We start from the raw sequence: 26,416 nt of genomic DNA on the forward strand, positions 1-26,416 counted from the left end.
CGCCCGGAGGACCTGACGCTCCACGACGACCCGACCGGCGGCCACGAGTTCGAGGCCGTCGTCGACGTCGTCGAACCGATGGGCAGCATCTCCTACGTCTACCTGCAACCGAGACAGCAGGACCACGGGGAACCGTTCATCGCGGAGACGGACGGCCAGCGCCCCATCAGCGAGGGGTCGGAGGTCTACGTCGAGATACCCGACGAAGACATTCACCTCTTCGACGCCAAGACCGGTGAGACGATTCACCAGCGCAAGCTGGACGCCGACGCCGAACTCGCCCTCGAAGACGGGATGCAGACCGTCAGCAGTTCCTCGGACTGAGCCGGGAAACCGGTACTCTTTCCGGTACCCCCCACCGACGTTCGACTACGCGGTTCGAGACCGATTCAGACATCAACGATGACATCACGAGACCTAGCACACTACGAGACGAGAAACGCTATCTGTGAGTACGGCCGAAGCCTGCTCGAAGACGACCTGACGACCGGGACCGGCGGCAACCTGAGCGCCCGCCTCGACGACGACCTCGTCGCCATCAGCCCCTCGGGGATTCCCTACGACGACGTGACGCCGGCGGACGTTCCCGTCGTGAAGACGGACGGAACTGTCGTCGAGGGCGAGGTCGAGCCCTCGACGGAACTGCCGATGCACTTGGCCGTCTACGAGTCCCGGCCCGACGTGGGCGGCGTCGTCCACACGCACTCGCCGTACGCGACCACGTTCGCCTCGCTGGGCGAGTCGATCCCGGCCTCGCACTACCTCATCTCCTTTACGGGGACCGAGGTGCCGGTCGCGGAGTACGAGACCCACGCGACGACGGAACTCGGCGAGGCGGCCGTCGAATCGCTCGGCGAGGAGTTCAACGCGACGCTGCTTCGCAACCACGGCGTCCTGACCGCCGACGAGTCCCTCGACGACGCCTACACCGTCGCCCTGATGGTCGAGTACTGCGCGCGCATCCACCACCAGGCGAAGGCCATCGGCGACCCCGAAATCCTCCCGGACGACGAGATCGACCGCCTGAGCGACAAGCTCGACGCCTACGGGCAGTGACAGGGAGCTGACCAGGCATGAAACACGTCGCTATCGACGTCGGCGCGAGCGGCGGAACCGTCTACCTCGGGGAAGTGACGCCAGAGACGTTCGACGTGACTGAAGTCGCGCGGTTCGAGAACGGGCCGGTCGAGACGGACGGCCGCTACGCGTGGGACCTCTCGGCGCTCCGCGGGCGGATGATCGAAGGGCTCGAAGCCGCGGCCGAAGCGGGCGGCGCGTTCGAGACGGTCGGCGTCGACACTTGGGGCCTCGACTTCGGCCTCCTCGCGGACGGCGAGGTGCTCCGGGACCCCACCTCCTACCGGGACCCCGAGTCGACGGCCGCCCGCGAAGAGCTGTTCGAAGCCGTCTCCAAGCGGCGGCTCTTCGAGGAGACGGGCATCACGAACTGGAACACGCCGAACACGCTCTGGCAGCTCTACACCGTCGCCCAACGGGAGCCGGAACTGCTCGACCGGGCCGACCGCCTGCTCATGATGCCGCAACTGCTCTCGACGCTGCTCGGCGGCGAGGAGGCCGGTGAGGTGACCGTCGCCTCGACCACGCAGATGGTCGACCCCGCGCGGCGCGCGTGGGCGACCGACCTGCTCGACGAGCTGTCGCTGCCAACTGACCCGCTCCCGACGCTGGCCGAACCGGGTCAGCGGCTCGGTCCGGTCGCCGACGAGGTGGCGGCTCCCCTCCCCTCGACGCCCGAACTCGTCACGCCGGCGAGCCACGACACGGCGTCGGCCGTCGCGGGGCTCCCCCTCTCGGACGGCTCCGCGTTCCTGAACACGGGGTCGTGGTTCATCCTCGGCGTCGAGCGCGAGGAACCGGTTCGGACCGACCGAGCCTTCGAGCGCGGCGTCTCGAACGAGCTCGGCGCGGACGGCACCGTCCGACTCCTGAAGAACGTGGACGGCTTCTTCATCCTCGAGGCCTGCCGCGACGCGTGGCGCGAGGCGGACGAGTCCGTCGACTACGACGACCTGCTCGCGGCCGCGCGCGAAGCGCCGGCGCGGACGGCGTTCGTCGATCCCGACGCCGAGTCGTTCAGCATCGACGACCCGATGCCCGAACAGATCCGCGCGTACTGCCGTCGGACCGACCAGCCGGTTCCCGAGGGACGCGGCGGCATCGTCCGCTGTCTCCTCGACAGTCTGGTGGCGAAGACGGCGCTGGCCTTCGACGAGATCGCGGCCGTCGTCGAGGACCCGCCCGAGCGAATCAACCTCGGCGGCGGCGGCGTCAGGAACGACCTGTTCTGTCAGTTGCTCGCCGACGCCACCGACCGACCGGTGACGTCCGGGCCGGTCGAAGCCACCGCCGTCGGCAACGTCCTCACCCAGGCCGTCGCGGCCGGCACGCTCCCGGACGTGGCGACCGGCCGCCGGCTCGTCGCGTCGTCGTTCGCGACGACGACCTACGAACCGACCGGTGAGGACTGGGCCGAGACGAAAGAACGAGTCGCCGCGCTGCCGACCGACTGACGACTAAAAACGCTTTCTGCTGTCTCTACCGCGCCGTGTAGCCGCCGTCGATGTTGACCGTCGTCCCGGTCATGTACGAGGAGGCGTCCGACGCGAGGTAGACGACGAGGTCGCGCAGCTCCTCCGGTTGGCCGAGTCGACCGAGCGGGGTGTTTTCGAGCCACGTCTCCTCCATGTCGGGGTTCTCCGCGAGCACCTCGTCGACGAGTTCGGTGCGCATGTAGCCGGGCGCGATGGCGTTGACCCGGACGCCGCGGTCGCCCCACTCGACGGCCAGCGACTGGGTCAGCATCCTGACCCCCGCCTTCGTCGTGTTGTAACTGGCCTGCTTCTGCGGGACGTTGACGTCGAAGCCCGACATCGAGGAGATGTTGACGATGCGCCCCTCGCCGCGTTCGAGCATCTGTTGACCGACGTGTTTCGCACAGAGGAAGACGCCGTCTAAGTTGACCGCGACGACGCGCCGCCAGGAGTCGATCGGCGTCTCCTCGGCCGCCGAGTTCTCGACGATGCCGGCGTTGTTGACCAGCACGTCGATCGGACCGAGGCGGTCGGTGACGTCTTCGACCATCGCTTCGACCGACGCCTCGTCGGTCACGTCGACCTCGACGGCGACGACGTCGGTCTCGCCGTCGAGTTCGGATGCGGTTCGCTCGGCCTTCTCTAGGTTCACGTCCGCGATGGCGACGTCGGCCCCCATCTCCGCGAGGGCGTCTGCCATCTCTCTGCCGAGTCCCTGTGCGGCCCCGGTGACGATAGCCGTCTCTCCGTCGAGGGAGAAGCGTTCGAGTGCGCTCATGTGGACGAGTAAAGGAGCGGTTTCCACCGGCATAAAACTAGGTCTATCCGACGCGTTCGCCCCGCCGACTCGGTCCGTTTCGAGCCTGTCGTTTCAAGTGCTCACTCGTCTATGACCTACGCATGCAAATCACCGATTACGAACTGTTCGCCGTGCCGCCCCGGTGGTTGCTACTGAAGTTGGAGACCGACGAGGGCGTCGTGGGCTGGGGGGAACCGATCGTACAGGGGCGGCTGGAGACGGTTCGGGCGGCCGTCAGCGAACTCGTCGAGGGCTACCTCCTGGGTATGGACCCGCTCCGGACGGAGTATCACTGGCGGAAGCTCTACCAGTCCGGGTACTTCCGCGGCGGGCCGATCCTGATGAGCGCGCTCGCGGGTATCGACCACGCGCTGTGGGACATCAAGGGCCGTCACTACGACGCGCCGATCCACGACCTGCTGGGCGGGCACGTCCGCGACCGGATGATGGTCTACCAGTGGGTGGGCGGCGACGATCCCGGCGACGTGGCCAAATCAGCGGAACGGGACCGCGAGCGGGGCTATCGCGCGTTCAAGCTCAACTACCCGCAGGAGTTTCGCCCGCTGGAGACGCCGATGGCCGTCGACCGCGCGGTCGACAGAATCGGCGTGCTCCGGGACGCCATCGGCCGCGACGCGTTCCTCGGCATCGACTTCCACGGCCGCGTCTCGAAGCCGATGGCCCCCGAACTCGTCAGGCGGCTCGAACCCTACAGCCTGATGTTCGTCGACCAGCCGCTGTCGCCGGAACACGGCGACGGGTTCGAGAGCATCGCTACCCGCACCACCATCCCCATCTCGACGGGCGAGCGGCTCTACTCCCGCTACGACTTCAAGCGACTGCTCGTCGAGGACGCCGTCTCCATCATCCAGCCCGACGTCACGCACGTCGGCGGCATCAGCGAGATGCGCCGCATCGTCTCGATGGCCGAGGCCTTCGACGTGTCGGTCGTCCCCCACTGTCCGCTGGGACCCGTCGCCTTCGCCGCCAGTCTGCAGGTCTGTTTCTGCTCACAGAACGCCCTCGTTCAGGAGCAGGACCTCGAACTCCACGACCCCGAGTCCAGCCAGCGACTGGCGCTGCTCGAAGACCCCGCGGTGTTCGGGTTCGACGACGGCTACGTCGAGCGGCCGACCGGCCCGGGACTCGGTATCGAAATCGACGAGGCGTCCCTCCGCAAGCAGGCCCAGACGCAGGTCAACTGGAACAACCCGGTCTGGCACCACGCGGACGGCAGTATCGCCGAGTGGTGACTCGCCGACCTCAGCCCCGCATTTTTTGTGGTCTCACGAGAACAGGATACGTATGCGCACCGCAGTGTTAGCCGAACCCACTCAGTTCGAACTGGAAGAGCGCCCGCGACCGTCGCCCGGCCCCGACGACGTACTCGTCGCTATCCGGGACGTCGGCATCTGTGGATCGGACGTCCATTACTACGAACACGGCCGCATCGGCGACTACGTCGTCGACTACCCGCTCGTCCTCGGTCACGAGAGCGCGGGCGAAGTCGTCGACGTCGGCGAGGAAGTCACGGGGCTCGAACCCGGCGACCGCGTCGCGCTGGAACCGGGCGTCCCCTGCCGTCGCTGTGCCCACTGCAAGCGCGGCGACTACCACCTCTGTGAGGACGTGCGGTTCATGGCGACGCCGCCCCACGACGGCGCGTTCACCGAGTACGTCTCCTGGCCCGCGGACTTCGCGTACCAACTGCCCGAGAACGTCTCCACCGCCGAGGGGGCGCTCTGTGAACCCCTCTCCGTCGGGATACACGCCTGCCGACGCGGGGACGTGGGGACGGGCGACACCGTCCTCGTCGCCGGGGCCGGACCCATCGGCCTGCTGGCGATGGAGGCCGCCCGCGCCGCGGGTGCCACCGATATCGTCGTCTCGGACGTCGTCGAAGAGAAACTCGACTTCGCCGCCGAGCGCGGGGCCGACTTGACCGTCGATGTGACCGAAACGGACCTCGAAACCGCGATCGACGAGTACACCGACGGCGTCGGCGCGGACGTCGTCGTCGAGGCGTCCGGCGCCGACCCCTCTATCCAGTCGACGGTGGACGCCGTCCGTCGCGGCGGCACCGTCGTCCTCGTCGGACTGGCCGACGAGGCCACCGTCCCGTTCGACGTGCTGGAGGTCATCGACAACGAGATCGACGTCCACGGCTCGTTCCGGTACAAGAACACCTACGACGCTGCCATCGACCTCCTCGCCGACGACGCCGTGGACGTCGAGGGCATCGTCGACTTCGAATCCCCGCTCGACGACATCGAGGCGGCGTTCCAGCGAGCGATGGAACCCGCGGCGATCAAGGGGATGATCACGTTCGATCCGTGAGATGAGCGGCGACGACGCGGAACGAGACGACGCGACCGATATGGAGACTCAAAACGAGTCAATTGAATACTAAAATATTGGATATAGCTGTAAGAGTGTCTATATATGTTGGTTGCGGGCACATATATCCAAATATGGCTTTATAAGGTATAATTCACGGGAGCAATGCGGACAAATGACGGCAGATATGCCGAATATACGCCTCAAAATGTCCGGATATCCGCCGCTCGAAGACGGGTCACGTCCGGCTCACCGAACACGGGACTGGTGCCGCGAGAAGCGGTCGTCAACTGTCGTCGACGAACTCGAAAACGAGACTGGACGGCGCGACGTTCCCGCTCAGTTCCCGTGGACGTGGTCTTCGATCATCTTCTGGTTCCAGACGTTGGCCTTCCAGAACGCGTCGAACACCGTCCCCAGGACGGGGACCGAACCGCCGGCGATGTCGACGGCGACCAGGAGGAGCATCTTCGCCAGCGTGTTCCGCGGAACGTCGAGGCGAGCCGCTTCCACGAGGGGGTACAGCGAGAAGGCCCCCGCGATGATGTCACCGGCGACCGGGACGACGCTGAGTATCGGGTCGAGTCCGATGCGGAAGTCGGTCCCCGGTACCGGGATCGCGTCGTCGAGCAGGTTACTCACCGTCTCGACCCGCTGGAGGGCCGCTTCCTCTCGGGCCGTCGCCTGCCCGTTTCCGTCGGTCTCGACGGTCACGTTGCCCGACGCGTCCTCGCCGTCCGATTCCGTTTCGACGGGGATCTCCTGCCCCGTCGTCTCCTCGCTGTTCGTCTCGTCGGTCGCATCGTCCGAACTCGTCTCGGAGACGTCGCTCTCGTTTTCCATACCCGTACTTGGCGGCTACGCCGAATAAGCCTCTTCCCGGCAGGTGCAGGGTCAGCGCGCTCGTCGCTCGCGAGAAAATTTCGGGGCAGCGCGGTTACCGACCGCGGTCGAGATGCAGTTCGTCGTCGGTCGTCTCGGCCACTGCGTCGGCCTTGACGGGATACGTGTCCTCGTCGCGGTCTCCCCAGCCGAGCACCGACTTCAGTTCGTCCGTCAGCCCGGCGTTGGGGTCGACGTATGCCGTCCCGCGGTCGACCTCTTTGACGATGCCGACCTTCTCGCCGCCGGCCGTGACGACGTCTTTGCCCTCGTCGCCGTCGGATAGTGTTGCCATCGTAGCTCCCTCTTCGGAACGCGTCCCCCTGGCCGTTCAGCCTGCACGTGCCACGGTTCCCGTCCGCCGGGAACGCCGGCGACTATTAAAACGGGGGCGACCCTCTGGCCGACCATGCCACGAGTAGTCGTCAGCGACGACCCGATGCTAGACGCCGCGTTGCTCCGCGCGGAACTCGACGCCGAGGTGGTCGAAGCCGACACCGGCGACGACGACGCGCTGCCGGCGGCGGCGCGCGGTGCCGAGGCGCTCGTCGTCGACGTGAACACGCCGGTCACCGCCGCCGTCCTCGACGAACTCGACGAGTTACGGATCGTCGCTCGCGCGGGCGTCGGCATCGACAACGTCGACGTGGCCGCGGCGGCCGAGAACGGCGTCGCGGTGACGAACGTCCCCGAGTACTGCACCGAGGAGGTGGCGACCCACACGGTGACGCTCTTGCTCGACTGTATCCGCACCGTCGCCGCCTACGACCGAGACGTTCGAGACGGTAACTGGGGGTGGGAGCGAACCCGGCCGATTCACCGGGTCCGCGGCCGGACGCTCGGACTGGTCTCCTTCGGTCCCATCGCCCGCCGCGCCAGAGAGCGCCTGCGCGGGTTCGACCTCGACGTGGTCGCCTACGACCCCTACGTCGACGCCGAGACGATGGCCGACGCCGACGTGGAGAAGGTCGCGCTGGCGGAGCTGTACGACCGGGCCGACTACGTCTCCCTGCACGCACCGTTGACCGACGACACCCGCGGGATGGTCGACGCCGCGGCGCTCGACGCGATGTGCGACCACGCCGTCCTCGTCAACACCGGTCGCGGCGGCCTGATAGACGAAGACGCGCTCGCGACGGCGCTGGCCGAGGGAACTATCGCCGGGGCCGGTCTGGACGTGCTCCGCGAGGAGCCGCCGAGCGAGGGCCATCCGCTCGTCGGACTGGACAACTGCGTCGTCACGCCCCACGCCGGGTGGTACTCCGAGGAGGCCCGCGAGGAACTGCACGCCACCGTCACCGCGAACGTCCGGGCGGCATTCGCGGGCGAGACGCCGCCCGACTACATCGATCCGGAGACCGGGTGGCTGTAAGCGACTCTATCCGACAGTCACTCGGCGACCGGTTCGTATCAATCGTACTAGCTTATGCCCTCTACCACCGTCTCTATACGGTGATGAAACGCACTCGATTGGCGACGCTGTTCGCGGGACTGCTGGTGGTACTGGCCGGGTGTACCGGCGGCGGGCTCGTCTCCGACGGCGGCGCGACGGACGCCGACGGGTCGGCGAGCGACGGTGGCGCGGGCGACGGTGGGACCGGAGACGGCTCGGCCGCCGAAGGCGGACTCGACGTGACCGAGTCCGAACGGCTCCTCGCCGACGCGGGGAGTTTCACCGCGGAGTGGTCCTTCGCAGTGACCGACAGCAACGGGACCGAGTCCGCGGTCACCAGCACCTACCTCGTGGACCTCGAGAAGAACCGCTCGGCCGAACGGTTCGGCGCGGTCGGTCCCGACTCGCGGATGGACTTCGAGACGTTCTACGCCGACGGGACGACCTACACGCGCTACGGCGACGGCGAGGAGGAGTTCTACCAGGTCGTCGACGGGGCCGACGACACGTTCGGGTCGGCGCTGGCCCGCGGCTCCTTCGGCTACGAATCCGTCGAGGACGCGGAGTTCGTCGGGCGGGAGACGTTCGACGGCGTCACCGTCGACCGCTACGAGTACACCGACCCACACTTGTGGCGACAGTACGGCGCGAGCGCGTTCGGCGGCGACGAGAACGTCACGGTGACCGACTTCACCGTCGTCGTCCTCGTGGACGAGGACGGGCTGGCGCGCAAGACGCAGTGGACGCTCACCGGCGAGACCGACGACGGCAGGCCGGTCTCCGCGGCGTGGCACTACGCGCTGACCGGCGTCGGGACGACCGCCGTCGACGACCCCGAGTGGTTAGACGCGGCTATTTCCCAGCAGGGAGAGCGGGATTCAGCGCGAGTCGAACTCCCGGCGCGCGCTCCCTAGAGGGTCGCCGCGGGTGAACAGCGTTCGCACGTCCCACGCGAGATTTCCGAGGTACGCGACGAGACCGGAGTCACAGGTCCCGACTCGCCTGGCCTGCCGGTAATCGAAGAACAGCGCGACCGGCAGGACCGGCGCGGCGAACACGGCGACGAGAGAGACGCCGAGAGAGAGCGGATGGCCGGTCGGGGCGGGTGCCCCCACCGCGAGCAAGAGCGCCCACAGGAGCGCCCCGTGGACGACGGTCGGTCGCCAGTTGTGGGAGGGGAACCGCCCGCTCGCGGTCCTCGCCTCGGACGGCTCTCGCTCGGGCGAGTTCGACGGTGAGCACGACATACGCGGAGAGAGGCGGTCGGCGACGAAGGCCGCTCGTTCGGCACACGCCGAAAATTTTGGGTGGATATATATACTTCGGCGGGCTACGAGGGGGCAATGCGAGAGTTCATCTTCACCATCGACTACGAGCGGGGGCTGGACCCGCTGATGGACGTGTTCATCGATAACCCGGCGATTCACTCCCGGACCATCGCCTGCAACGTCACCAACGACGGGATGTGGCGGCTCGAACGCATCGCGGGCACCGAGGACGCCCTCGAACGCTTAGACGATGTCTTCGACGGGCCGGTGCAGTGTACCGAGTGCATCGGCACCCGCGACTGTGATACCGAATGGCACTACGAGGTCATCGCCGCCGACCCGGGGAGTCGCACCGTCTACAGCTACCGGTCCGAGGCCGGCGACTGCCACTCTATCCCGCGGCTGGCCATCGAACACGTCGGCAAGGGCGTCCTCGTCGAGACGGAGCGGCGGGGCAGCCGCTGTGAGTGGCGGCTCCTCCTCTGTAGCGACGAGGGCGTCGACGACCTCTTCGGGGCGCTGGAGGCCGAACTCCGACCCGGACTCACCGTCGAGTTCCGGCAGCTCGGCGACCCCTCCTACTGGACCGACGAGGCGGTGACGCTGGCGGAACTCCCGCCGGAACAGCAAGCGGCCGTCGAGGCGGCCGTCGAACACGGCTACTACCGCACCCCGCGGGACACGTCGCTGTCGGACCTCGCCGAGACGTTGGACGTCTCGCGCTCGACCCTGCAGTACCGTCTGCAGCGGGCCGAGGCGTGGATCGTCCGCTCGTTCGTCACCCGGTCGATGGGTCCCGTCGAGGCCGACGAGTCGGTGGCCGAGGGCTCCCGCCTTCGCGTCAGTCGTTCGCGCGCGTGAGTACCTAACACACCTATTTGGCACATGCCGAACTAGGCCTGATACGGGAAGCGGCCCTTCCCTAGAGTACCTACGCGAGCGGTGGTCTCATCGCTCGCCTCCCTTACCATGACCACACTCAGCACCTACGACGCCGACGAACGCGACAGCGCCGTCGAGGAGGAGACGACGGAGCGCGGCGAGCAAGTCTGCCCGGACTGCGGCGGCAACCTCACGCAGGACGGCACACGCGGCGAGACGGTGTGTGCCGACTGTGGGCTGGTCGTCGACGAGGACGCCATCGACCACGGGCCGGAGTGGCGGGCGTTCGACTCGGCCGAGCGCGACCAGAAGTCCCGCGTGGGCGCGCCGACGACGAAACTGATGCACGACGAGGGGCTCTCGACCAACATCGGCTGGCAGAACAAGGACGCCAACGGCAACTCCCTCTCCTCGCGCCAGCGCGAGAAGATGCAGCGCCTGCGGACCTGGAACGAGCGCTTCCGCACCCGCGACCACAGCGAGCGCAACCTCAAGCAGGCGCTGGGCGAGATCGACCGCATGGGGAGCGCGCTGGGCGTCCCCGAGAGCGCCCGCGAGACGGCCGGCGTCGTCTACCGCCGCGCCTTGGACGAGGGCCTGCTGCCGGGCCGCTCCATCGAGGGCATCGCCACGGCGTCGCTGTACGCGGCGATCCGACAGACGAACCTGCCCCAGACCATCGACGACATGGTGGTCGTCAGCCGCGTCGACGAACAGGAGTTCACCCGCGCCTACCGCTACATCAACCGCGAACTCGCCCTCGAAATCGGGCCGCCCGACCCCGCGAACTACCTCACCAAGTTCGCCTCGAAGGTCGACGCCAGCGACGAACTGGCGATGCAGGCCCGCGACCTCATCGAGACGGGCAAGGACGAGAACGTCCACAGCGGGAAGAGCCCCGTCGGCCTGGCCGCGGCCGCCATCTACGCCGCCGGCCTGCTCGTGGACGAGGAACTCACACAGGAGACGGTCAGCGAGGCCACCGACGTGAGCACGGTCACCATCCGCGACCGCTACCGGGAGCTGCTCGAGGCGTCGACCGGCGGCGACGCCGTCGAGACGAACGCGCCGTCCGGACCGGGCGCGAGCGCCTAACCGACCTCTTCTCACTCCACGACGATGGTGCCGCGCATCCCCGACTCGTGGGGGATGCAGAAGTAGGGGAACTCGCCGGCGGTCTCGAAGGTGTGGCTATACGTCTCGTCCGCGCCGACGCTCCCCTCGGGATAGGCCCCCCGGGCCGCGGACTCGCTGTCGAACCCGCCGGAGGCGAAGTACGCCGCGCCGTCGGGCAGTTTCTCTTCGTAGGCCGTGACGCTGTGGGCGACCGAGTCGACCGTCTTCCACGTGACGGTGTCGCCGACGTTCACGGTGAGCGTCTCCGGTTCGAACTTGAGACTATCGGTCATCGCGACGTTAGTGCCGCCCGCCCAGCCGTCGCCGCTGGTCTCGCCGCCGCTCCCGTCTCCGTTACTGGATCCGGAACACCCGGCGACCGCGCCGGCCAGGCCCAGCCCCGCCGACCGCAACATCGTCCGTCGGTTCATATCGGAGGGAAGATTGCCAGTTGGTTAAGTGTAGCTACCGACTGCGAGACTTCGCTGATCGACGCTGAAAGACAGTCGACGCAGGGCGTTTCGACGACGCCCTCAGAACTCCGCCGGGCCGAGTACGTTCCGCCGGCGGACTCCTTCCGCGGCTCGGTTTCCGTCCCTCGGCCCGCTCTCGCTGCGCCGCTCAGCTTGTCACTCGCTTCCTCAAACGTCTAGCGAACTAGAAAAACTCCGGCTGTTATCCGTCTATATCACCAAATACCCGTATGGACTCCAAGGCGCGACCGATTCTTCCTGACGAGCTGCTGGGCGCGCTGGCCGACGTTGAACGCCGAAAATTGCTGTTCGAACTGTTGACAGACGGTCCGCGAGCGGAACCTTTTACGATCGCCGACGGGGGTCGTTCCGAAGGTAAGTCCCGTTCGAACGGCGTGCGGATGTATCACGTTCACCTGCCGAAACTGGCCGACTACGGGCTCATCGAGTGGGATCGCGAGAACGACGAGGTGCGCCGGGGACCGAACTTCGACGAGATGCGGCCGCTGTTGGAACTGCTGGTGGCCAACGAGGACGAACTACCCGCCGAGTGGTTCTGACTCGGTAACTGGGGACGCTCTCACTCGCGACGGGCCGCTTTCGAGTCGACTACGCCGCCGCCGCGGCTGTCGACGGTCACGTCGACCCCGGCGTACTCGAACGACACGCGGACTGCACTTTCGGAGCGGTCCGGCTTGTCGATGAGAACCGCGGTCAGGGCGTCGGGATCGACGGTGGCGTACAGCGACGGCAGGTCGGCCGAATCTCGCCCCGTCGACGCGGCGACGGCCTCGACGATCGCAGTGCACGGGCTCTCGGTCGGTTTCCACTCGAATCGGGACTGAATCGGTTCGTTTGGCGCTTTCGAGCGCTTTCTGTGGTCTGTGTTATCGTCCATGACGTACTCCCTTCCCGAGACTCTTCCGTGTCTAATGCCGGTACTCCGCTGCCCGCGCCGCTTAGTTACAGTCGAACCGTTGGACCGTGACCGATATAGGGCTTTTGTGATAATATGAATAACATCTTTCGACGAATCATCGGGTTTCGCCGAGTTGCCAGGTGAACATCGCCCGGAGGACGACGACGAGGCTGTTCGATTCGCCGGCCCCCCAGATGGCGGCCTCGTCGCGCGGTTTCGGTGGGTGGTCGCCGTCACCGTCGACGAGCACGCTCACGAGCGTCTTCTCGTGGTCGACCATCAGCATGCGCCCGGCCGGCGTGTCCGACCAGACCCACATGGAGTCGAAGTAATCCGCCTCGGGGACCCCGTCGCGGAGGTCCTGTTCGACGGAATCGGCCATCCCCGCGAGTTTGATCGAGACGCCGCGTTCGCTCGCGGCCCGGAGACGGGCCACGACGTCGTCGGTGAGGAGTTCGCTCACGGTCATGAAAACGACCTCGTCGCCGGCGGAGTCGATCAGGTCCACGACGCGCTCCGAGACGGTGTCCCGGCCCACGACGGTCCAGACGCCGCGCTGTTCCTCGGTTCGTTCGGCCGAGCCCAACCCGTCGAGGGCCTCGGTCAGCGCGTCCACGCGATGGCTGTACTCCCGTTCGAACTGCCGGCCGGTCGTCTCCGGGGAGACGACCCAGAACCGCTTCGGATTCGAGTGCTGGACGTCGGCCAGCCCCCGGTCGTGGAGCTCGTCGACGGCGTCGTAGACGCGGGTCCGGGGCACGTCGGCGACGTCGCTCACGTCCTTCGCCGTCCCGCTGCCCAGACTCACGAGCGCGACGAACGTCCGGGCGGCGTACGTACTCAGCCCCAGCGCTTCGAGCTGGTCGATCGCGACGGCCCGGGACTCGTCCGAGGACTCTGAGGTCATGCGTATCGAGATGCCGCTTGAGTATTGGCGCGCAGCGACAGAGCGGTTGGGACCCAGTCTGGAGCTGCGCGCCAGTAGCACGTTCCCGTTCGCCCCGTATAATGCTATTGTGATTATTCGGGTGAACGATCGAATACCGGTTCGTAGCGTTCCCGACCTCCCGGAGAGTCCGGGCAGGTACCTCGCCCGTGTCTTCGCCGTGAATTCGCGATGCAGGGCCGGTGCGGCCACATTCTTCCCCCCCCAGCTTCGGTTGTGACTATCGAATTACCGGAGAGTTCAGACGGGACGGGTCACGAAAAGAGTGACAACGACTTTCAGTCCCGGCGAGAAATCGTGACCTAGGCTACCGCAGGTCGGTAGCGATGGTTGGGACCCATATGGATAAAATCGCAAACCGAGAACACGCAGTCGAACTACTTCAGCAACTCGGCCTCAAGGAGTACGAGGCCAAGGCGTTCGTCGCCCTCTCGCGGCTTCCGCGGGGGACGGCAAAAGAGATAAGCGACGTCTCCGAGGTGCCCCGGACCCGCGTCTACGACGCCGTTCGAGTGTTAGAGACGAAGGGGCTCGTCGAGATCCAACACTCGAACCCGCAGGTGTTCCGCGCCGTCGCCATCGACGAGGCGATCGGGACGCTCCGGAACGAGTACGACGACCGGGTCGAGACGCTCCGACAGACGCTTCAGGGGCTCGATCCGGCCGTTAGCGACGAGGAGTCGGAGGTCACGCACGAGGTGTGGGCGCTGGCGGGCGAGGCGGGGATAACCAGTCGCACGGCGCAACTGATAGACGAGGCCGACAGCGAAGTCGTCATCGTCCTCGGCCACCGGAACGTCTTCACGGACGACCTCGCGGACCGGTTACAGCAGGCCCGACGACGCGGCGTCGACGTGATTATCGGGACGGTCTCCGAGGAGTTACGCGACCGGGTCGTGGAAGCGCTCCCCGAGACGAAAGTGTTCGTCTCGGAACTGGAGTGGCTGACCCACTCCGCGCTGCCGGACGACGATACGGAGATCGGTCGATTACTGCTGGCCGACAGAGAGGCGATCCTCGTGAGTTCGTTCCATCGGGCCGCCAGCGGCGGCCAAACGAAGGAGGAGGCAGTTTTCGGTCGGGGATTCGACAACGGCCTCGTGGCCATCGTCCGTCGCATCTTGGCGACCGGCCTGCTTTCGTCGGCGAAGGCTGACGACGACTGAACCCGCGGATAGACTTCGGCTCGGCAACGTGTCTACGCCCGATAGATGCCGATAGCCCAGTGGTGTTCGCCGAACGTGCGATAACCCCCGCCGATGTTGCCGTCGACCGCGCCGTCGAGCGACTCTTTCCCTACCGGGTGGACGGGCGACTAGTCGTCGCCGACCGTCGGTTTCGCGTTCGCGTCGAGCGCTCGCTCCAGAGCGGTCTCTTGTGGGTCGCTCAACCGCTCTCTCGCCGCCGTTTCCGATACCCACGCCGAATCGGTGTGTTCCTCGCTCAGCGTCACTTCGGCGCTCGCCGCGGTGCAGTGGTAGTAGACGGCGAGGCGGCCGTCGTCGGTGTCGTTCTGCCAGGAGACGACGTGAACGGGCCGGTGGACCGTCACCGAGACCGCGGTCTCCTCGTCGATCTCCCGCCGGAGACAGTCGGTCACGTCTTCGGTGCGATGCATTCGTCCGCCCGGCAGTTCCCACCCTCCGTCGCTCGCGCGACGGACCGTGAGAACCTGCTCGTCGGGCGTACAGACCACCCCGCGAACGCTCACCGTCGCTTCGAGGAACTGCTCGTCCATAGAATGCGATGGAGGGTGAGCGGTGTTAGTCTACCGGTCGCCGGGGAGGACCGACGTTGATAACCGTGGCACCGGAACCACCGATGGATGTACTCCCGCAACCACGCGATCCTCTCGGCGGTGACCGGCGCGGCGCTACTGATCGCCACTTCGCCGCCGGTCCACCCCGCGCTGGTCGTCGCCGTCGCCGTCGTCGTCGGCGTCGGTATCGACTTCGACCACTTCCTCGTCGCCTACCTGAACACAGGATCGACCGAGAACGTCCGCCGTCTCCTCCGAAATCCGCTCGCTGCCGTCACCGATCAGGACTCGCTGTTCGGCGAGACGGACCTCTCGCACGTCCAGCGTCTCTTCAGTCACGTCGTCATCGCCGGGGTCGCCGTCGGCGCGCTCTGGGCGCTCTCGGCACCGTACTGGGCGCTCGTCGTCGGGTCGACGCTGTACGTCCACGTGCTCGCCGACCTCTACGCGGACGTCAAACACTACGGGCGGACGGCGGACGCGACGCAGCGACGGACCGAGTCGTAGGCCGGTCGTCGTCACTCGCGCTTCTCGGCCGCGCTCGGTCGGTCGGCTAGATTCTATATCGCGAGATACCGTTTGCCGGCGGCGGCGTCGCCGGTTTCGGAGAAGGGGAGTCCGCGCGCCCGAACCGCCACGCCGAGGTCGGATCGTCGTCGCTTCTCGTCGAAGCGAGCCGAGGAGGAAACGGTCGTCGGATAGAATTGCCGCGAACGAGGGGGTAGCGCCCGGCGACAATACTCGCGTGAGCGGCGGCGATATCGCCGTCGAGACCGCCGCTGTCACCCCATCTCGTCTCGATATCGAGGCAACATCTACCCCCTTATGACTGCTTGGCGAGCGCAAGCCGAGTAGCCAGATGATTCGCCTGTGACACCATAGACGTGAGCGAGATGGCTCACATCAATCATGAAACTCGGCATCGAAATGGAGTTCTGGACCGTCGACGAACAGGGGAGACTGACCGACGGACGGGCGCTGCCGAAGGCACACGACAGGATCGAGCCGGAGTTCATCGCGCCCCTCGTAGAGGTACGGACCTCTCCGCACGAAACGGAGGACTCCCTCCGCCGGGAACTGCAGTCGATACTCCGGACCGCGCTCACGGCGGCCCGCAGCGAGGGGCTTCACCTCGTTCCGCTCGGGACGCCGCTGACCAGCGCGGCGCCGGACGCGATGGGCGACCGCGGGCGACTGTTCGAGGACATCTACGGCGAACAGATCACGAGCGCGAAGAACTGCGCGGGCACGCACGTCCACTTCGAGAAGACCGAACCGGTGCGACAGCTGAACCTCCTGACGGCGCTGGACCCGGCGCTGGCGCTGGTGAACTCCTCGCCGTACTACCTCGGGGAGCGCCGACAGCAGTCCTCGCGCGCTCGCGCGTATCGACAGCAGGAGAGCGACGAGTTCGCCCGGTACTGCGGCCTCTGGTCGTACGCGGACTCGGTCTCGGAGTGGAACGACCGCGTCGAGACCGCCTTCGAACTGTTCAAAGGGGTCGCGGCGAGCAACGGCGTCGGGGCCGCCGCCGTCGAGGAGCACTTCTGCCCGGAGGACACGATGTTGAATCCCGTTCGACTGCGCGAGGCGACCCCGACCGTCGAGTGGCGAGCGCCCGACACGGCACTCCCCAGCGAGACGGTGCGACTCGCCTTCGACATGGGCCGCGTCGTCGAGCAGGCGGCGACGAAATCGGTGGGTGTCGGGGGAGACGGGACCGACTCGAACCACGTCGAAATCCCGTCGTTCGGCGACCTCCGGGACCTCAGCGACGCCGCGATATCCCAGGGGCTGGAATCGTCGGCCGTCCGCGAGTATCTCTCGGAGATGGGCTTCGATCCGTCGGCCTACGACCCGCTCGCCGACCGGCTCGTCGGGCCGGACGTCCTCTCTACCGCCGGGGCCCGGCGGATGCGGCTGCTGGCCGCGAAGTTGCTCCGCGAGGACGTGGCGACGCTGGTCGACGACGACGACTCGGTGGCCGCGAAACCAGCGGTGTGACTCGGAGAGTCGATCGCCCCGCTCTCAATCGCCGTCGTCGGCCCGGCCGATGAGGAGCGTGTCCTCGACCAGCGCTCCCGTCGCTCGCCGGAGTCGCTCGGAGAGGGCCTGATGTGAGATGCCGACCGACTCGGCGAGTTCTTCGAGCGTCGTCTCGCGCGGGACTTCGAAGTAGCCCGCTCTCGCGGCGGCGACGAGCGCCCCGTGTTGCTCGACGGTCAAACCGTATCGGCCCGCCGGCTCCCCTTCCATCTCGCGAATGAACTCGACTTCGAACGGGATGTCGTGGTCCGCGGCGAACGCGTGGGTCTCGGCGCACAGTTCGCGGGTCGGGTACATCACCCGCAATTTCCAGCTGTCGCCGCTGCCGAAGGCGGTCAGAATCGTCGCCTTCGAGTTCGTCAGCATCTGGACCACGAGTTGGACGTGGTTGATCCACTGCATCCAGTAGAGGCACTCGCCGTCGAAGTCCCCGATGAGCGTCGCGTCGCTGACCGTCGGGTCCTCGTCGAGCGCCGCTTCGATGCCCTCTGCGTCGTCGCTTCTGACCCACAGGATGGGCATCACCTGTCCGTCCCCGCTCTGCGCTATCCGCTCGACTTCGAACTCCGTCTCCGGATACCGTTCGAGCGTATAGCTGAGCGCGAAGTCCGTCGCCGGAACCGTTCCTCTGACGATAGTGACCATTCGCTACGTACTCTTCTCAGGTAGATAACGTTCTTCATTTTTCTAACAAGTTCCGTGCGGGATAGCGATTCGACCCGTCCCAATTACCGTCCCGAGCGGTCTGAACGCCCGATATCGCCGACAGCGCTCGCTCAGAGCGCGGGGCGGATCGGGACGCTCGCCAGCCCCTCCGGCCCGCCGTCCCGAGCGAAGACGAGCGTGAGCCGCCAGTCCCCGTCGACGCGGGCCGCCCGGAGCGCCGTGGGCGGCCAGTCGTCGGCGCCCCGGTAGAGCGCCAGGACGAGGGGGAGGACGGGAAGCCGGCCGTTCCGCGGCGAGAGGACGTACCCGGACAGCCGGACGACGACCGATCGGGTGCCGCCGTCGGCGTCCACGGACGGCGGCGACTCGACGTAGCCGTCGAGCAGTCCCCGGTCTCGGAGGTGGGAGAACGCCGCCGGGATCGGCCGTCTCGCGGGATCGACCGGCGGCAGCCGTCCCGCGGCGTCGGCGAGGACGTCGGCCCGTTCGTCGGGCGAGAGCCGCCGGTCGAGTTCGGTCGCCATGCTCTCTAGGAGACACACGCAGAGGTCGTCGAGGTCGTCGACGGTCTCCGCGAGGTCGAAGTAGGTGTCCATGACCGCCGATTCGACGGCGTCGTGGCCCGCCGCCGACAGCGTCTCGAAGACGGCGGCCGCGACGCTGTGACAGAGGTCGATGCGTCGGCGGCGGGTCGGTTCCGCGGGCGCGTCCTCGCTGTCGGTGTCCGCGGGGACGTCTTCGGTCGAATCGCCCGCCCGTCGCTCGCCCGCCACGTGCGGCTCGACCGCCTGACAGACGACGACGTCGTAGTGCGGGAGTCGCGGGTCGTAGCGCCGGAGCGCTCGCCGATACTGCTCGGTCGCGCGCGCGGCCCGCTGGGCCGTCGAGCGGCTGCCGAACCGCGCCTCGGCCGCCGGGACCGGGCGGTCCCCGGTGCGCGCACAGACGAGGTAGTACTCGCCGTCGGGACTGGCGAGGGTCTCGATTCGGTCGCGGAGTTCGGCGAGCGTGGTTCCGACCATGGATTCGTTCGGTTACGGCGTCCGCTTGCCGGGTTCAGCTTCCAGATACTCCCTGATTCGTTCGTCGTCGACGGCGTCGAGCACCGCGTCGCTCCCGACGGCCTCGACGACGTCGTCCGGATCGAGGTGTTCGGCGAGGCGTCGGTGACCCTCGTCGGTGAGGCGCTCGATCTCCTCCTCGGAGCGTCGGGTCTCGAACGCCCGGTCGACGGCCCGTTCGCGCAGCGTCGAGAGGCGCTCGTCGTCCACCTCGGCGTCGGCCGCGTGCTCGTCGAACCGCTCCCGCCAGCGCTCGCGCTCGTTCCACTCTCCCTCGAACTCCGAGTCGGGTCTGAGCCAGTCGTAGTGATTGGCGAGGACGCCCTCCGGGAGCCCCTCCGCGCGCCGCCACTCCGCGAGGAGCGTGCGGGCGACGTGGGCTCCCTGTCCAGCGGCGACGACGGCCTGCACGTCGCGTTCGCCCGCCGGCGATGCGACGTACAGCCCGTCGACCGGCGTCCGACCGTCGTCGTCTGCGTAGTCGGGGTCGAAGTGTTCGTGATCCTCGCCGCCGTGCTCGCGGGTCTCGAACATCGCGTCGCCGCCGAGCGGGCGGAGGTACTCCCCGCCGTAGCGCGTCGCCGCGACGACCCGGTCTGCGGTGACCGTTTCGCCGTCTTGGGTCTCGACTCGGAACGCCACCTCGCCGTCGCGCTCGCCCTCTCGTTCGACGGTCTCGACCATGTCGTCGACCACGTCACAGCCGGCGGCGTCGGCGTGGTCCCGCGCGAGTTCGAGGAACGTCTCGACGTCGATGCCGCCCGGGAATCCGAGGTAGTTCTGCAGGTGCGCACACCGGGCCAGCGAGGAGTTCCCGCGGTCGAAGATCACGGTATCGAGACCGTAGCGAGCGGTGAAGACGCCGGCCGAACAGCCGGCCGGCCCGCCGCCGACGATAACGACCTCGCAGTGATCGTCGGCCTCGTCGCGTTCGTCCGCCGCGGTCACGAGCTTCCCTCCCCCGTGACGATACCGGCGACCTTCTCGCGGTCGAACAACCGCTCGTCTTCGGGAATCTGCGGGAAGACGGTGAAGACGTCGCTCGGGACCGCGTCGAAGCCCACCTCGCCGACCGGAGACATCGACACGGCGTACCTGCCCCCGGTCGAGGCGTCAGTCTCGGCGGCCGTCGCCGAACCCCGACCAGCGTCGGTCGCGGCGGACCGATCGGTCTCGCTTCCGTCGGCGCTGGACCCGCTACACCCCGCGAGTAGCCCGCTCGTCGCCGCGCCGAGGCCCGCCGCGACGAACCGCCGCCGCGTCGAACCGGAGTCGTCGTCGATTGGCATTATCGTTTAGGGGCACCTAAATACATATATTCGTTCCGGTATTTCGGTGAGCCTAAAAGTGGGGAAGTGTCACAGCGACGGGCGCTCCGGGCGAAGAATGACCGTACTGCTCGCCGGGAGACCCGGTGACTCTTCGAGTCACTATGCGAACCGAAACCCCTAATATGCTGTTTAGGCAACCCTAAATCCATGCATGGCTAGTGCGCACTCCGATTCAGCCCCCTCGGAGACCGCCGACGAGCGCGGCTGGATCACACCCCAACTCGTGACGTTCTGTCTGGCCTGTCTCGGGGTGACCGTCATCGCTGGCCTGGTTCAGGTGAGCTTCGGCTCCTATTCGATGACGATCGGACAGGCGTGGCGAGCGGTGTTCAACCCGGACGTCGTCTTCGATCTCGACGCCTGGGAGTCGTTCCTGCTGGGCGGCGAACTCCCCGAGATGAACCGGCGGAGTCTCGTCGTCTGGAACATCCGCCTCCCGCGGGTGTTCGTCGCCGCCATCGTCGGCGCGTCGCTGGCGATCTCGGGCGCGATCTTCCAGGCCGTGACGCGCAACGAGCTCGCCAGTCCGTACGTCCTCGGCGTCTCCTCGGGCGCGGGGCTCGTGGTCCTGTTGACGCTCGTCGTCTTCCCGGGCGTGACTATCGTGATCCCGGTCCTGTTCGGCGGCGTCGCGCTCACCACCTCGGCGTTGCTGCCGCTGCTGGCCGCCCTGGGGGGAACCGTCGCGTTCCTCCTCGTCTACGGGATCGCCTGGAAGGGCGGTACCAGTCCCGTCAGGCTCGTCCTCGCGGGCGTCATCGTCAACATGGTGTTTCAGTCCCTCCAGCGCGGGCTCTTCTTCTTCGCCGACAGCCTCGGCGTCGTCCAGTCGGCGCTCGCCTGGATAACCGGGTCGCTCACCGGCACCGGCTGGGAGCAAGTCCGACTGGCTATCGTGCCCGCGACGCTCGCCGTCGTCCTGGCTATCGGCGGCGCTCGCCAGCTCAACGTCCTGCTGCTGGGCGAACGGACGGCGAAGTCGCTCGGGATGCGCGTCGAACGGATGCGGTTCCTCCTCTCGGGGGTCGCCATCCTCGCGGCGAGCACGGCCATCGCCGTCGCCGGGATCATCGGTTTCTTCGGCCTCGTCGTCCCCCACATCGTCCGCATCGTCCTCGGGAGCGACTACCGGCGGCTCATCGTCGGCTGTCTCTTCGCCGGCCCGGCGCTGATGGTCGTCGCCGACGTGGGTGCGCGACTCGCGCTGAGTCCCGTCCAGATCCCCGTCGGCGTCGTCACCGGCGTCGTCGGCGGCCCGTACTTCCTCTATCTCATGCGCAAACAGCAGACGATGGGTGATCTCTGATGGCGCGGACCGACGGCGAACGCGACCACGAGCGGGTCACCGACACCGAGGGCGTCCCCGTCGAGAGCGCGGTGGTCGCCGAAGACCTCGCGTTGAGCTATCCGAACGCCGAGGAGACCATCGTCGACATCGCCCGTCTGGACGTCCCCGAAGGGGAGGTGACCGCCCTCGTCGGCCCGAACGGGAGCGGCAAGAGTACCCTTCTGAAGGGCCTGTCGAACCACCTCTCCCCGGAGTCGGGCACCGTCCGCCTGTGGGACCGGGAGATCCAGTCCTTCGGCGAGAAGGAACTCGCCCGCGCGATGGGGGTCCTCTCACAGGAGAACGAGTCGCCCGACTCCATCACCGTCGAGGACCTGGTCTATCACGGGCGCTACCCCCATCGGGGGTTCTTCGAGAGCACGACCGAGGAGGACCGAGAGGTGGTCGAGCGGTCGCTTTCGATGGCCGGCGTCGAACACTTGCGGAACTCGGAGGTCGGTCAGCTCTCCGGCGGACAGAAACAGCTCGCGTGGATCGCGATGGTGCTGGCACAGGACACCGACGTCCTCTTGCTCGACGAGCCGACCACGTTCCTCGACTTACACAACCAGTTCAAGGTCTTAGAGACGGTCCGGCAGTTGAACGAGCAGACCGACGTCACCGTCGCCATCGTCCTCCACGACATCGCGCAGGCGGCCCGGTTCGCGGACTACCTCGTCGCGCTGAGAGACGGCGAGCTCTACGACTGGGGGCCGCCGACGGACGTGGTCACCGAACAGCTTCTCGCCGACGTCTTCGGCGTCGAGGCCACCGTCACCCACGAGCCTGAACTGCAGGTGCTCCCGAAGCGGGCGCTCCCCGACGAGTAGTCGCGACCGCCCTTGTTTCGGAAGTGTTTTTAACTTTTAGGCGAACCTAAAAACATGGCCGACGAACCACGCCGAACGAGACGTAACGTGTTGCAGACCGCCGCGGGCCTCGCCGGTACCGCCGCGCTCGCGGGTTGTTCACAGAGCGAGGGCGGATCGGGGACGCCGAACGACACCGAAACGTCCGGGGCGGACGCCGCGACGTCCGCAGGGACCGAGCAGACAGACGCCGAGACGGAGGCATCGAGCGGGGGCAGGTACGCCGTGTCGATGGAACCGGTCGGCGAGGTCACCTTCGAGGCGGTCCCCGAGACGTGGGTCGCCAACAACGGCAGTTGGGCCGACATGGGCGTCGCACTCGGTCGGGACCCGCCCGAGGGCGTCTGGCTCCCGAGCCGATACCACACGCAGTACTACGACGAGATTCCCGACGTCAGCGTCGACAAGAGCGGCATGAAGAAGCTCTGGGGGAGCAGCGGCGTCGGGAAGGAGCAGTTCTACTCGATAGACGCGGACGTCCACGTCATCGACCCGAACTTCCTCGTCAACCGCGCGAAGGGCTGGAAGCAGAGCGACGTCGACGAGATCTCCGAGAACGTCGCGCCCTTCTTCGGCAACAGCATCTTCTCGACCGGATACGAGTGGCACGAGAGCTACCCGTACCTATCGCTGTACGAGGCCTTCGGGAAACTCGCGCAGGCGTTCCAGCGGACCGACCGCTACGACGCGTTCAAGACGTATCACGACGAGACGTTCCAGTCGAACGTCGCGAACGTCGTCCCCGACGAGGGCGACCGCCCGGCCGTCGCCATCATGTGGGCCGCCGGCAACGAACCCGAGGAGTTCTCGCCGTACCTCATCGGCGAGGGGACGAGCTTCAAGCAGTGGCGCGACCTGAAGGTCCGAGACGCGCTGGCCGAGACCGGCGTCAAGGACTTCCACGCGACCCGGGCGGCCATCGACTACGAGACGCTGCTGGAGATCGACCCGCCGATTCTCATGCTGCGGGGCCACGAGGGCCAGACGAAATCGGAGTTCCAGAACACCGTCGTCGACTTCATGGAGAACCACGACGTCGCCAGCCAACTCACCGCCGTGAAGAACGGCGACGTCTACCGCGGTGGCCCCCTGTATCAGGGCCCGATCACGAACCTCGTCGTGACCGAACGCGCCGCGAAGCAGGTCTACGGCGTCGAGGACGAACTGTTCGACCGCGAGCGCGTCGCCAGCATCGTCAACGGCGACTTCTAACGGCCGCTCTCTACCGTGGGGGCATCATTTTACGATTTTCTTTCGTCGTAGCGGAAGCGCTGCCTTGCCCCGCTCGCTCGAGCCGGCTGATTCAACGCCGACGCCGATTTGATATAGCTTTATTTACTTTATTAGATCAGCGATGTGCACTCTCGAACGGGGCCGTCGCTATCGAAGAAACCCACGGACGCCGCGAAACGTCAGTATCCGGCCAGCGACTCGAACGAGTCCGTCGCCACGGCCTCGGCCACCGCGTCGACGTCGACGTCGTCGACCTGTGCCGGATACTTCCGCTGGAAGTAGCTCACGATGTTGTCGATGTCACGAGTTAACAATTCGCGTGCGTTCTCGTGGTTGGTCGGCACGGCCTGGGGCCAATCGAAGACGACGACCCCCTGGGTGGTGACGAAGACGTTGTACTCGCTCATGTCCGCGTGGACGAACCCCTCGCGGTAGGCCGTCTGCATCTCGTCTAAGACCAGTTCCAGCAGCGGAACTACTTGCTCGGGTTCCAGTCCGGTTCGGGAGAGTTCGACGCCGTCTACCTTCTCCATGACGATGGCGTGGCGATTCGTGTCGATGGGCTGGGGCACCGAGACGTCGGGATACAGCGTTTCGAGGGCCTCGTACTCCCGCTCGGCGGCTTTTCGTGCGGTGTAGAGCCAGGAAACGTGGTCGCGGTCGGCGGTGTACTCCCGCTCTTTCATGACCTCGCGGAAGTTGGTGTACCCCTCGCGGTGGTATTTCAGGGCCATCGGCTTGTAGGACTGCACCTCGTAGACGTCGCTCTCCTTCCCCACGCCCAAGGGCGAACCGAAGCCCTCGATCGTGTCCCGTTCGACGAAGGTGTGCAACGCCAGCGCGTCGTAGCCCTCGAAGGTGAGTTTGAACCCCTCGTACTGCATCGTCTTGCGTTCGAGCAGCTCCCGATCGGCACAGCGGTCCAACCGATAGTCGACGTTCTCCTCGCTCAGCCGGGAGAACTCGGTGAGCTTCTCGCGGTTGACGTACTCGGAGAAGCGCATCCCCTGCTCGACGCCCGACAGGAGGTGGAAGTCCTCGGGTTCCAACTCCGTCATCACGGAAGCTACGTTCTGGACCATGTACCGGCTCTAATCGCCCGACTCGTAAAAGTTCGGCGCGTCGGCTCGAACCCGGCGATAAATCAGATAGCGCGATACGGAATACGATACGGTACTGCGATGGTGTGCTCGTCAGCGTTAGAAGCGGGTAGCGTAACGGACCGAGATGAGGTCGCTCTATCGTCACTCCGCCGTTCGAGTGCCGGTGAACTCGACGACGACTTTCACGTCCTGCCCCGTTCGCCGCTCGATGCCGCGTTCGAGCCTCGATGCGAGGTCCGGATACGACTCGTCGGTCGAGTGGCTCACTGACACTGTCACCTCGATTGGGTCGCTAGTCTGTGGGGGTCCGCCGTAGGCCGGTTGGACGGCCATCAGCGTGAGCGAATCGTACGCCGGTTGCGAGAGCGTCTCTTCGACCTCCTGCGTCGTGTTCTGTGAGAACGCGATGTTCATGCCGGTGAGGACGCCGGTTCCAGCGGTGGCGACGATGACGAAGGCCAGTACCGCGTACACCGACGTCCGGGACTTCGAGGGCATCGACTCCCGAAAGCTCTCGAGATGCGGTTCGTCGTCCGTCCACCACTCCGGCAGGTACCCCATCGCTACCAACGTGGCGGCCGCGCCGACGTTGATCGAGAGGAGGTTCACCAGCAACAGGAGGAAGGCCCCGTACGTGAAGACGGGCAGCGACCACGCGATGCCGATGCCGACCGCTGCGACGGCGGGGATGATGGCCGCGGCCACCATCACGCCGATGAGCGACGTCGACTGTTCGGTCGTGTAGCCGAAGGCGCCGACGATGCCCGCGACGACGGCCCCGAGCGTCGAGAGCATCGTCGGCGAGGCCCGGAGCCCCAACAGTTCGAGGTTCGTGACGGCTAGTCTCGTCGAGACGAATCCGAACTCCCGTAAGAGAAACGCGAACGCGGCGGCACCGGCGATTCCGAGCGCGAGACCGAGGAACTGGTCTCTGACGCTCGACGTGACCATCTTCCAGTCGCCCAGTACCGCTCCGGCCGGGACCGCGAGCGCCGAACTGACCTGTGGCGCGATGATCATCGACCCGATGATGAGCGCCGGCAGGTCGACGAGCAACCCGGCGGCCGCCGCGATGACGCTGAGTAGCGTCCCGATGTAGTATATCTGGTAGGGCCACTGGATCTCTCGAATTTTCCCCTGTAGTTCCTGTTTCGAGAGGGACTGAACGGTCGAGGAGTACCTGTCTTGGAGGTCGGGTAACTTCGGCGTCTCCGCGAACTCGGCTCTCGTCACCACGGAGTACGCGTCGCTCCCGATGTCTTTCCCCTCGATAGCGTTCAGCACGTCTCCGACGGCCGGCGTCGGTACGGGCGAGAAGACGTGTACGGAATCGCCCTCGGAAAGCGCCGTGTAATCCGCCCCGTGATCGTCGAGAACGGACGTCACCTTCGATTTGTCTTCTTCTGCCACACTGATGTGGAGTTGGCGCACGTCTCTCCCGTGGCCGGTCAGGG

The 26,416-nt window shown here is 66.7% G+C and carries 30 protein-coding genes; 16 read left to right on the forward strand and 14 right to left on the reverse strand.

Translation table 11 applies throughout. The features are described 5' to 3' along the window. The 3 genes from EGH23_RS19790 to EGH23_RS19800 form a co-directional block, all read left to right on the forward strand. Positions 1-324, forward strand: a 324-nt coding sequence (locus EGH23_RS19790) for a TOBE domain-containing protein (RefSeq protein ID WP_220581715.1), incomplete at its 5' end; no start/stop codon positions are given. A 78-nt stretch (positions 325-402) separates the two neighbouring features. Next, positions 403-1,056: a class II aldolase/adducin family protein gene (locus tag EGH23_RS19795; RefSeq protein WP_220581716.1), complete on the forward strand. Its 654-nt coding sequence runs from the start codon at positions 403-405 to the stop codon at positions 1,054-1,056. A 17-nt stretch (positions 1,057-1,073) separates the two neighbouring features. Further along, entirely contained in the window at positions 1,074-2,531 is a 1,458-nt protein-coding gene (locus tag EGH23_RS19800) for a rhamnulokinase (protein ID WP_220581717.1), read from the forward strand. 25 nt (positions 2,532-2,556) lie between these two features. Here the strand turns inward: EGH23_RS19800 and EGH23_RS19805 are convergent, their stop codons facing one another. Next, positions 2,557-3,330, reverse strand: coding sequence for an SDR family NAD(P)-dependent oxidoreductase (locus tag EGH23_RS19805; protein WP_220581718.1), 774 nt, complete (start codon positions 3,328-3,330; stop codon positions 2,557-2,559). Between the two features lie 122 nt (positions 3,331-3,452). Between EGH23_RS19805 and dgoD the strand changes: the two genes are divergently transcribed. Continuing rightward, complete coding sequence (gene dgoD / locus EGH23_RS19810) at positions 3,453-4,604, forward strand: galactonate dehydratase (protein WP_220581719.1); 1,152 nt, start codon at positions 3,453-3,455, stop codon at positions 4,602-4,604. A 52-nt stretch (positions 4,605-4,656) separates the two neighbouring features. Beyond that, the gene (locus tag EGH23_RS19815) at positions 4,657-5,688 is read left to right on the forward strand and encodes an NAD(P)-dependent alcohol dehydrogenase (RefSeq protein WP_220581720.1); all 1,032 of its coding nucleotides are present in this window, start codon (positions 4,657-4,659) and stop codon (positions 5,686-5,688) included. A 339-nt stretch (positions 5,689-6,027) separates the two neighbouring features. Here the strand turns inward: EGH23_RS19815 and EGH23_RS19820 are convergent, their stop codons facing one another. Both EGH23_RS19820 and EGH23_RS19825 read right to left on the reverse strand, forming a co-directional pair. Then, positions 6,028-6,531 (reverse strand): DUF4112 domain-containing protein, encoded by a 504-nt coding sequence (locus EGH23_RS19820; RefSeq protein WP_220581721.1) that lies wholly within the window; start codon positions 6,529-6,531, stop codon positions 6,028-6,030. Between the two features lie 94 nt (positions 6,532-6,625). Next, the gene (locus tag EGH23_RS19825; protein WP_220581722.1) at positions 6,626-6,865 is read right to left on the reverse strand and encodes a PRC-barrel domain containing protein; all 240 of its coding nucleotides are present in this window, start codon (positions 6,863-6,865) and stop codon (positions 6,626-6,628) included. A gap of 114 nt (positions 6,866-6,979) precedes the next feature. On the opposite strand from EGH23_RS19825, the gene EGH23_RS19830 reads away from it, so the two are divergent. Both EGH23_RS19830 and EGH23_RS19835 read left to right on the forward strand, forming a co-directional pair. Next, positions 6,980-7,942, forward strand: a complete 963-nt coding sequence (locus EGH23_RS19830; protein ID WP_220581723.1) for a C-terminal binding protein — start codon at positions 6,980-6,982, stop codon at positions 7,940-7,942. 83 nt (positions 7,943-8,025) lie between these two features. Continuing rightward, positions 8,026-8,877 carry a DUF7537 family lipoprotein gene (locus EGH23_RS19835; protein WP_220581724.1) on the forward strand — a complete coding sequence of 284 codons (852 nt, stop codon included), beginning with the start codon at positions 8,026-8,028 and terminating at the stop codon, positions 8,875-8,877. Here the strand turns inward: EGH23_RS19835 and EGH23_RS19840 are convergent. Then, positions 8,842-9,210: a hypothetical protein gene (locus EGH23_RS19840; RefSeq protein ID WP_220581725.1), complete on the reverse strand. Its 369-nt coding sequence runs from the start codon at positions 9,208-9,210 to the stop codon at positions 8,842-8,844. The genes EGH23_RS19835 and EGH23_RS19840 overlap by 36 nt on opposite strands. A 96-nt stretch (positions 9,211-9,306) precedes the next feature. On the opposite strand from EGH23_RS19840, the gene EGH23_RS19845 reads away from it, so the two are divergent. After that, the gene (locus tag EGH23_RS19845; RefSeq protein ID WP_220581726.1) at positions 9,307-10,092 is read left to right on the forward strand and encodes a helix-turn-helix domain-containing protein; all 786 of its coding nucleotides are present in this window, start codon (positions 9,307-9,309) and stop codon (positions 10,090-10,092) included. A 108-nt stretch (positions 10,093-10,200) separates the two neighbouring features. Continuing rightward, complete coding sequence (locus EGH23_RS19850; RefSeq protein ID WP_220581727.1) at positions 10,201-11,208, forward strand: transcription initiation factor IIB; 1,008 nt, start codon at positions 10,201-10,203, stop codon at positions 11,206-11,208. 11 nt (positions 11,209-11,219) lie between these two features. Here the strand turns inward: EGH23_RS19850 and EGH23_RS19855 are convergent, their stop codons facing one another. Continuing rightward, on the reverse strand, positions 11,220-11,660 hold the full coding sequence (locus tag EGH23_RS19855) for a cupredoxin domain-containing protein (RefSeq protein WP_236044966.1): 441 nt from the start codon (positions 11,658-11,660) through the stop codon (positions 11,220-11,222). A gap of 272 nt (positions 11,661-11,932) precedes the next feature. On the opposite strand from EGH23_RS19855, the gene EGH23_RS19860 reads away from it, so the two are divergent. After that, positions 11,933-12,262 carry a DUF7344 domain-containing protein gene (locus EGH23_RS19860; protein ID WP_236044967.1) on the forward strand — a complete coding sequence of 110 codons (330 nt, stop codon included), beginning with the start codon at positions 11,933-11,935 and terminating at the stop codon, positions 12,260-12,262. Positions 12,263-12,282: 20 nt separating this feature from the next. On the opposite strand, the gene ddfA is transcribed toward EGH23_RS19860, so the two are convergent. Continuing rightward, positions 12,283-12,600 carry a DdfA family disk-determining factor gene (ddfA, locus tag EGH23_RS19865; protein ID WP_220581728.1) on the reverse strand — a complete coding sequence of 106 codons (318 nt, stop codon included), beginning with the start codon at positions 12,598-12,600 and terminating at the stop codon, positions 12,283-12,285. A 136-nt stretch (positions 12,601-12,736) separates the two neighbouring features. Further along, positions 12,737-13,528: a TrmB family transcriptional regulator gene (locus tag EGH23_RS19870; RefSeq protein ID WP_220581729.1), complete on the reverse strand. Its 792-nt coding sequence runs from the start codon at positions 13,526-13,528 to the stop codon at positions 12,737-12,739. Between the two features lie 380 nt (positions 13,529-13,908). Here EGH23_RS19870 and EGH23_RS19875 point away from each other — a divergent pair, with 380 nt between their 5' ends. Then, on the forward strand, positions 13,909-14,733 hold the full coding sequence (locus EGH23_RS19875; protein WP_220581730.1) for a TrmB family transcriptional regulator: 825 nt from the start codon (positions 13,909-13,911) through the stop codon (positions 14,731-14,733). Between the two features lie 149 nt (positions 14,734-14,882). Here the strand turns inward: EGH23_RS19875 and EGH23_RS19880 are convergent, their stop codons facing one another. Beyond that, positions 14,883-15,305: an NUDIX hydrolase gene (locus tag EGH23_RS19880; RefSeq protein WP_220581731.1), complete on the reverse strand. Its 423-nt coding sequence runs from the start codon at positions 15,303-15,305 to the stop codon at positions 14,883-14,885. Positions 15,306-15,392: 87 nt separating this feature from the next. Between EGH23_RS19880 and EGH23_RS19885 the strand changes: the two genes are divergently transcribed. Further along, positions 15,393-15,833, forward strand: a complete 441-nt coding sequence (locus EGH23_RS19885; protein ID WP_220581732.1) for a hypothetical protein — start codon at positions 15,393-15,395, stop codon at positions 15,831-15,833. Positions 15,834-16,235: 402 nt separating this feature from the next. Then, the gene (locus tag EGH23_RS19890) at positions 16,236-17,330 is read left to right on the forward strand and encodes a glutamate-cysteine ligase family protein (protein WP_220581733.1); all 1,095 of its coding nucleotides are present in this window, start codon (positions 16,236-16,238) and stop codon (positions 17,328-17,330) included. Between the two features lie 24 nt (positions 17,331-17,354). Here EGH23_RS19890 and EGH23_RS19895 read toward each other — a convergent pair whose 3' ends face one another. The 4 genes from EGH23_RS19895 to EGH23_RS19910 form a co-directional block, all read right to left on the reverse strand. Beyond that, entirely contained in the window at positions 17,355-18,017 is a 663-nt protein-coding gene (locus EGH23_RS19895) for a helix-turn-helix domain-containing protein (protein ID WP_220581734.1), read from the reverse strand. 131 nt (positions 18,018-18,148) lie between these two features. Next, on the reverse strand, positions 18,149-19,060 hold the full coding sequence (locus EGH23_RS19900; protein ID WP_220581735.1) for a DUF7551 domain-containing protein: 912 nt from the start codon (positions 19,058-19,060) through the stop codon (positions 18,149-18,151). A 12-nt stretch (positions 19,061-19,072) separates the two neighbouring features. Next, positions 19,073-20,047, reverse strand: coding sequence for an NAD(P)/FAD-dependent oxidoreductase (locus EGH23_RS19905; RefSeq protein ID WP_220581736.1), 975 nt, complete (start codon positions 20,045-20,047; stop codon positions 19,073-19,075). Then, the gene (locus EGH23_RS19910; RefSeq protein WP_220581737.1) at positions 20,044-20,388 is read right to left on the reverse strand and encodes a hypothetical protein; all 345 of its coding nucleotides are present in this window, start codon (positions 20,386-20,388) and stop codon (positions 20,044-20,046) included. The genes EGH23_RS19905 and EGH23_RS19910 overlap by 4 nt, the downstream gene beginning before the upstream one ends. 193 nt (positions 20,389-20,581) lie before the next feature. On the opposite strand from EGH23_RS19910, the gene EGH23_RS19915 reads away from it, so the two are divergent. Genes EGH23_RS19915 through EGH23_RS19925 form a run of 3 tightly spaced genes read left to right on the forward strand, consistent with a single transcriptional unit; the run spans position 20,582 to position 23,838 of the window. Beyond that, on the forward strand, positions 20,582-21,736 hold the full coding sequence (locus EGH23_RS19915; protein WP_220581738.1) for a FecCD family ABC transporter permease: 1,155 nt from the start codon (positions 20,582-20,584) through the stop codon (positions 21,734-21,736). Continuing rightward, entirely contained in the window at positions 21,736-22,587 is an 852-nt protein-coding gene (locus EGH23_RS19920; protein ID WP_220581739.1) for an ABC transporter ATP-binding protein, read from the forward strand. The genes EGH23_RS19915 and EGH23_RS19920 overlap by 1 nt, the downstream gene beginning before the upstream one ends. Before the next feature lie 54 nt (positions 22,588-22,641). Then, positions 22,642-23,838, forward strand: coding sequence for an ABC transporter substrate-binding protein (locus tag EGH23_RS19925; protein WP_220581740.1), 1,197 nt, complete (start codon positions 22,642-22,644; stop codon positions 23,836-23,838). A gap of 200 nt (positions 23,839-24,038) precedes the next feature. On the opposite strand, the gene EGH23_RS19930 is transcribed toward EGH23_RS19925, so the two are convergent. Together EGH23_RS19930 and EGH23_RS19935 are read right to left on the reverse strand one after the other, a co-directional pair. Beyond that, on the reverse strand, positions 24,039-24,941 hold the full coding sequence (locus EGH23_RS19930; RefSeq protein ID WP_220581741.1) for a serine/threonine-protein kinase RIO2: 903 nt from the start codon (positions 24,939-24,941) through the stop codon (positions 24,039-24,041). A 162-nt stretch (positions 24,942-25,103) separates the two neighbouring features. Continuing rightward, a complete protein-coding gene (locus EGH23_RS19935; RefSeq protein ID WP_220581742.1) occupies positions 25,104-26,393 on the reverse strand; it encodes a DUF389 domain-containing protein in 1,290 nt (429 codons plus the stop codon). Between the last annotated feature and the right edge of the window lie 23 nt (positions 26,394-26,416).

It is taken from the genome of Haloarcula nitratireducens (assembly GCF_019599505.1).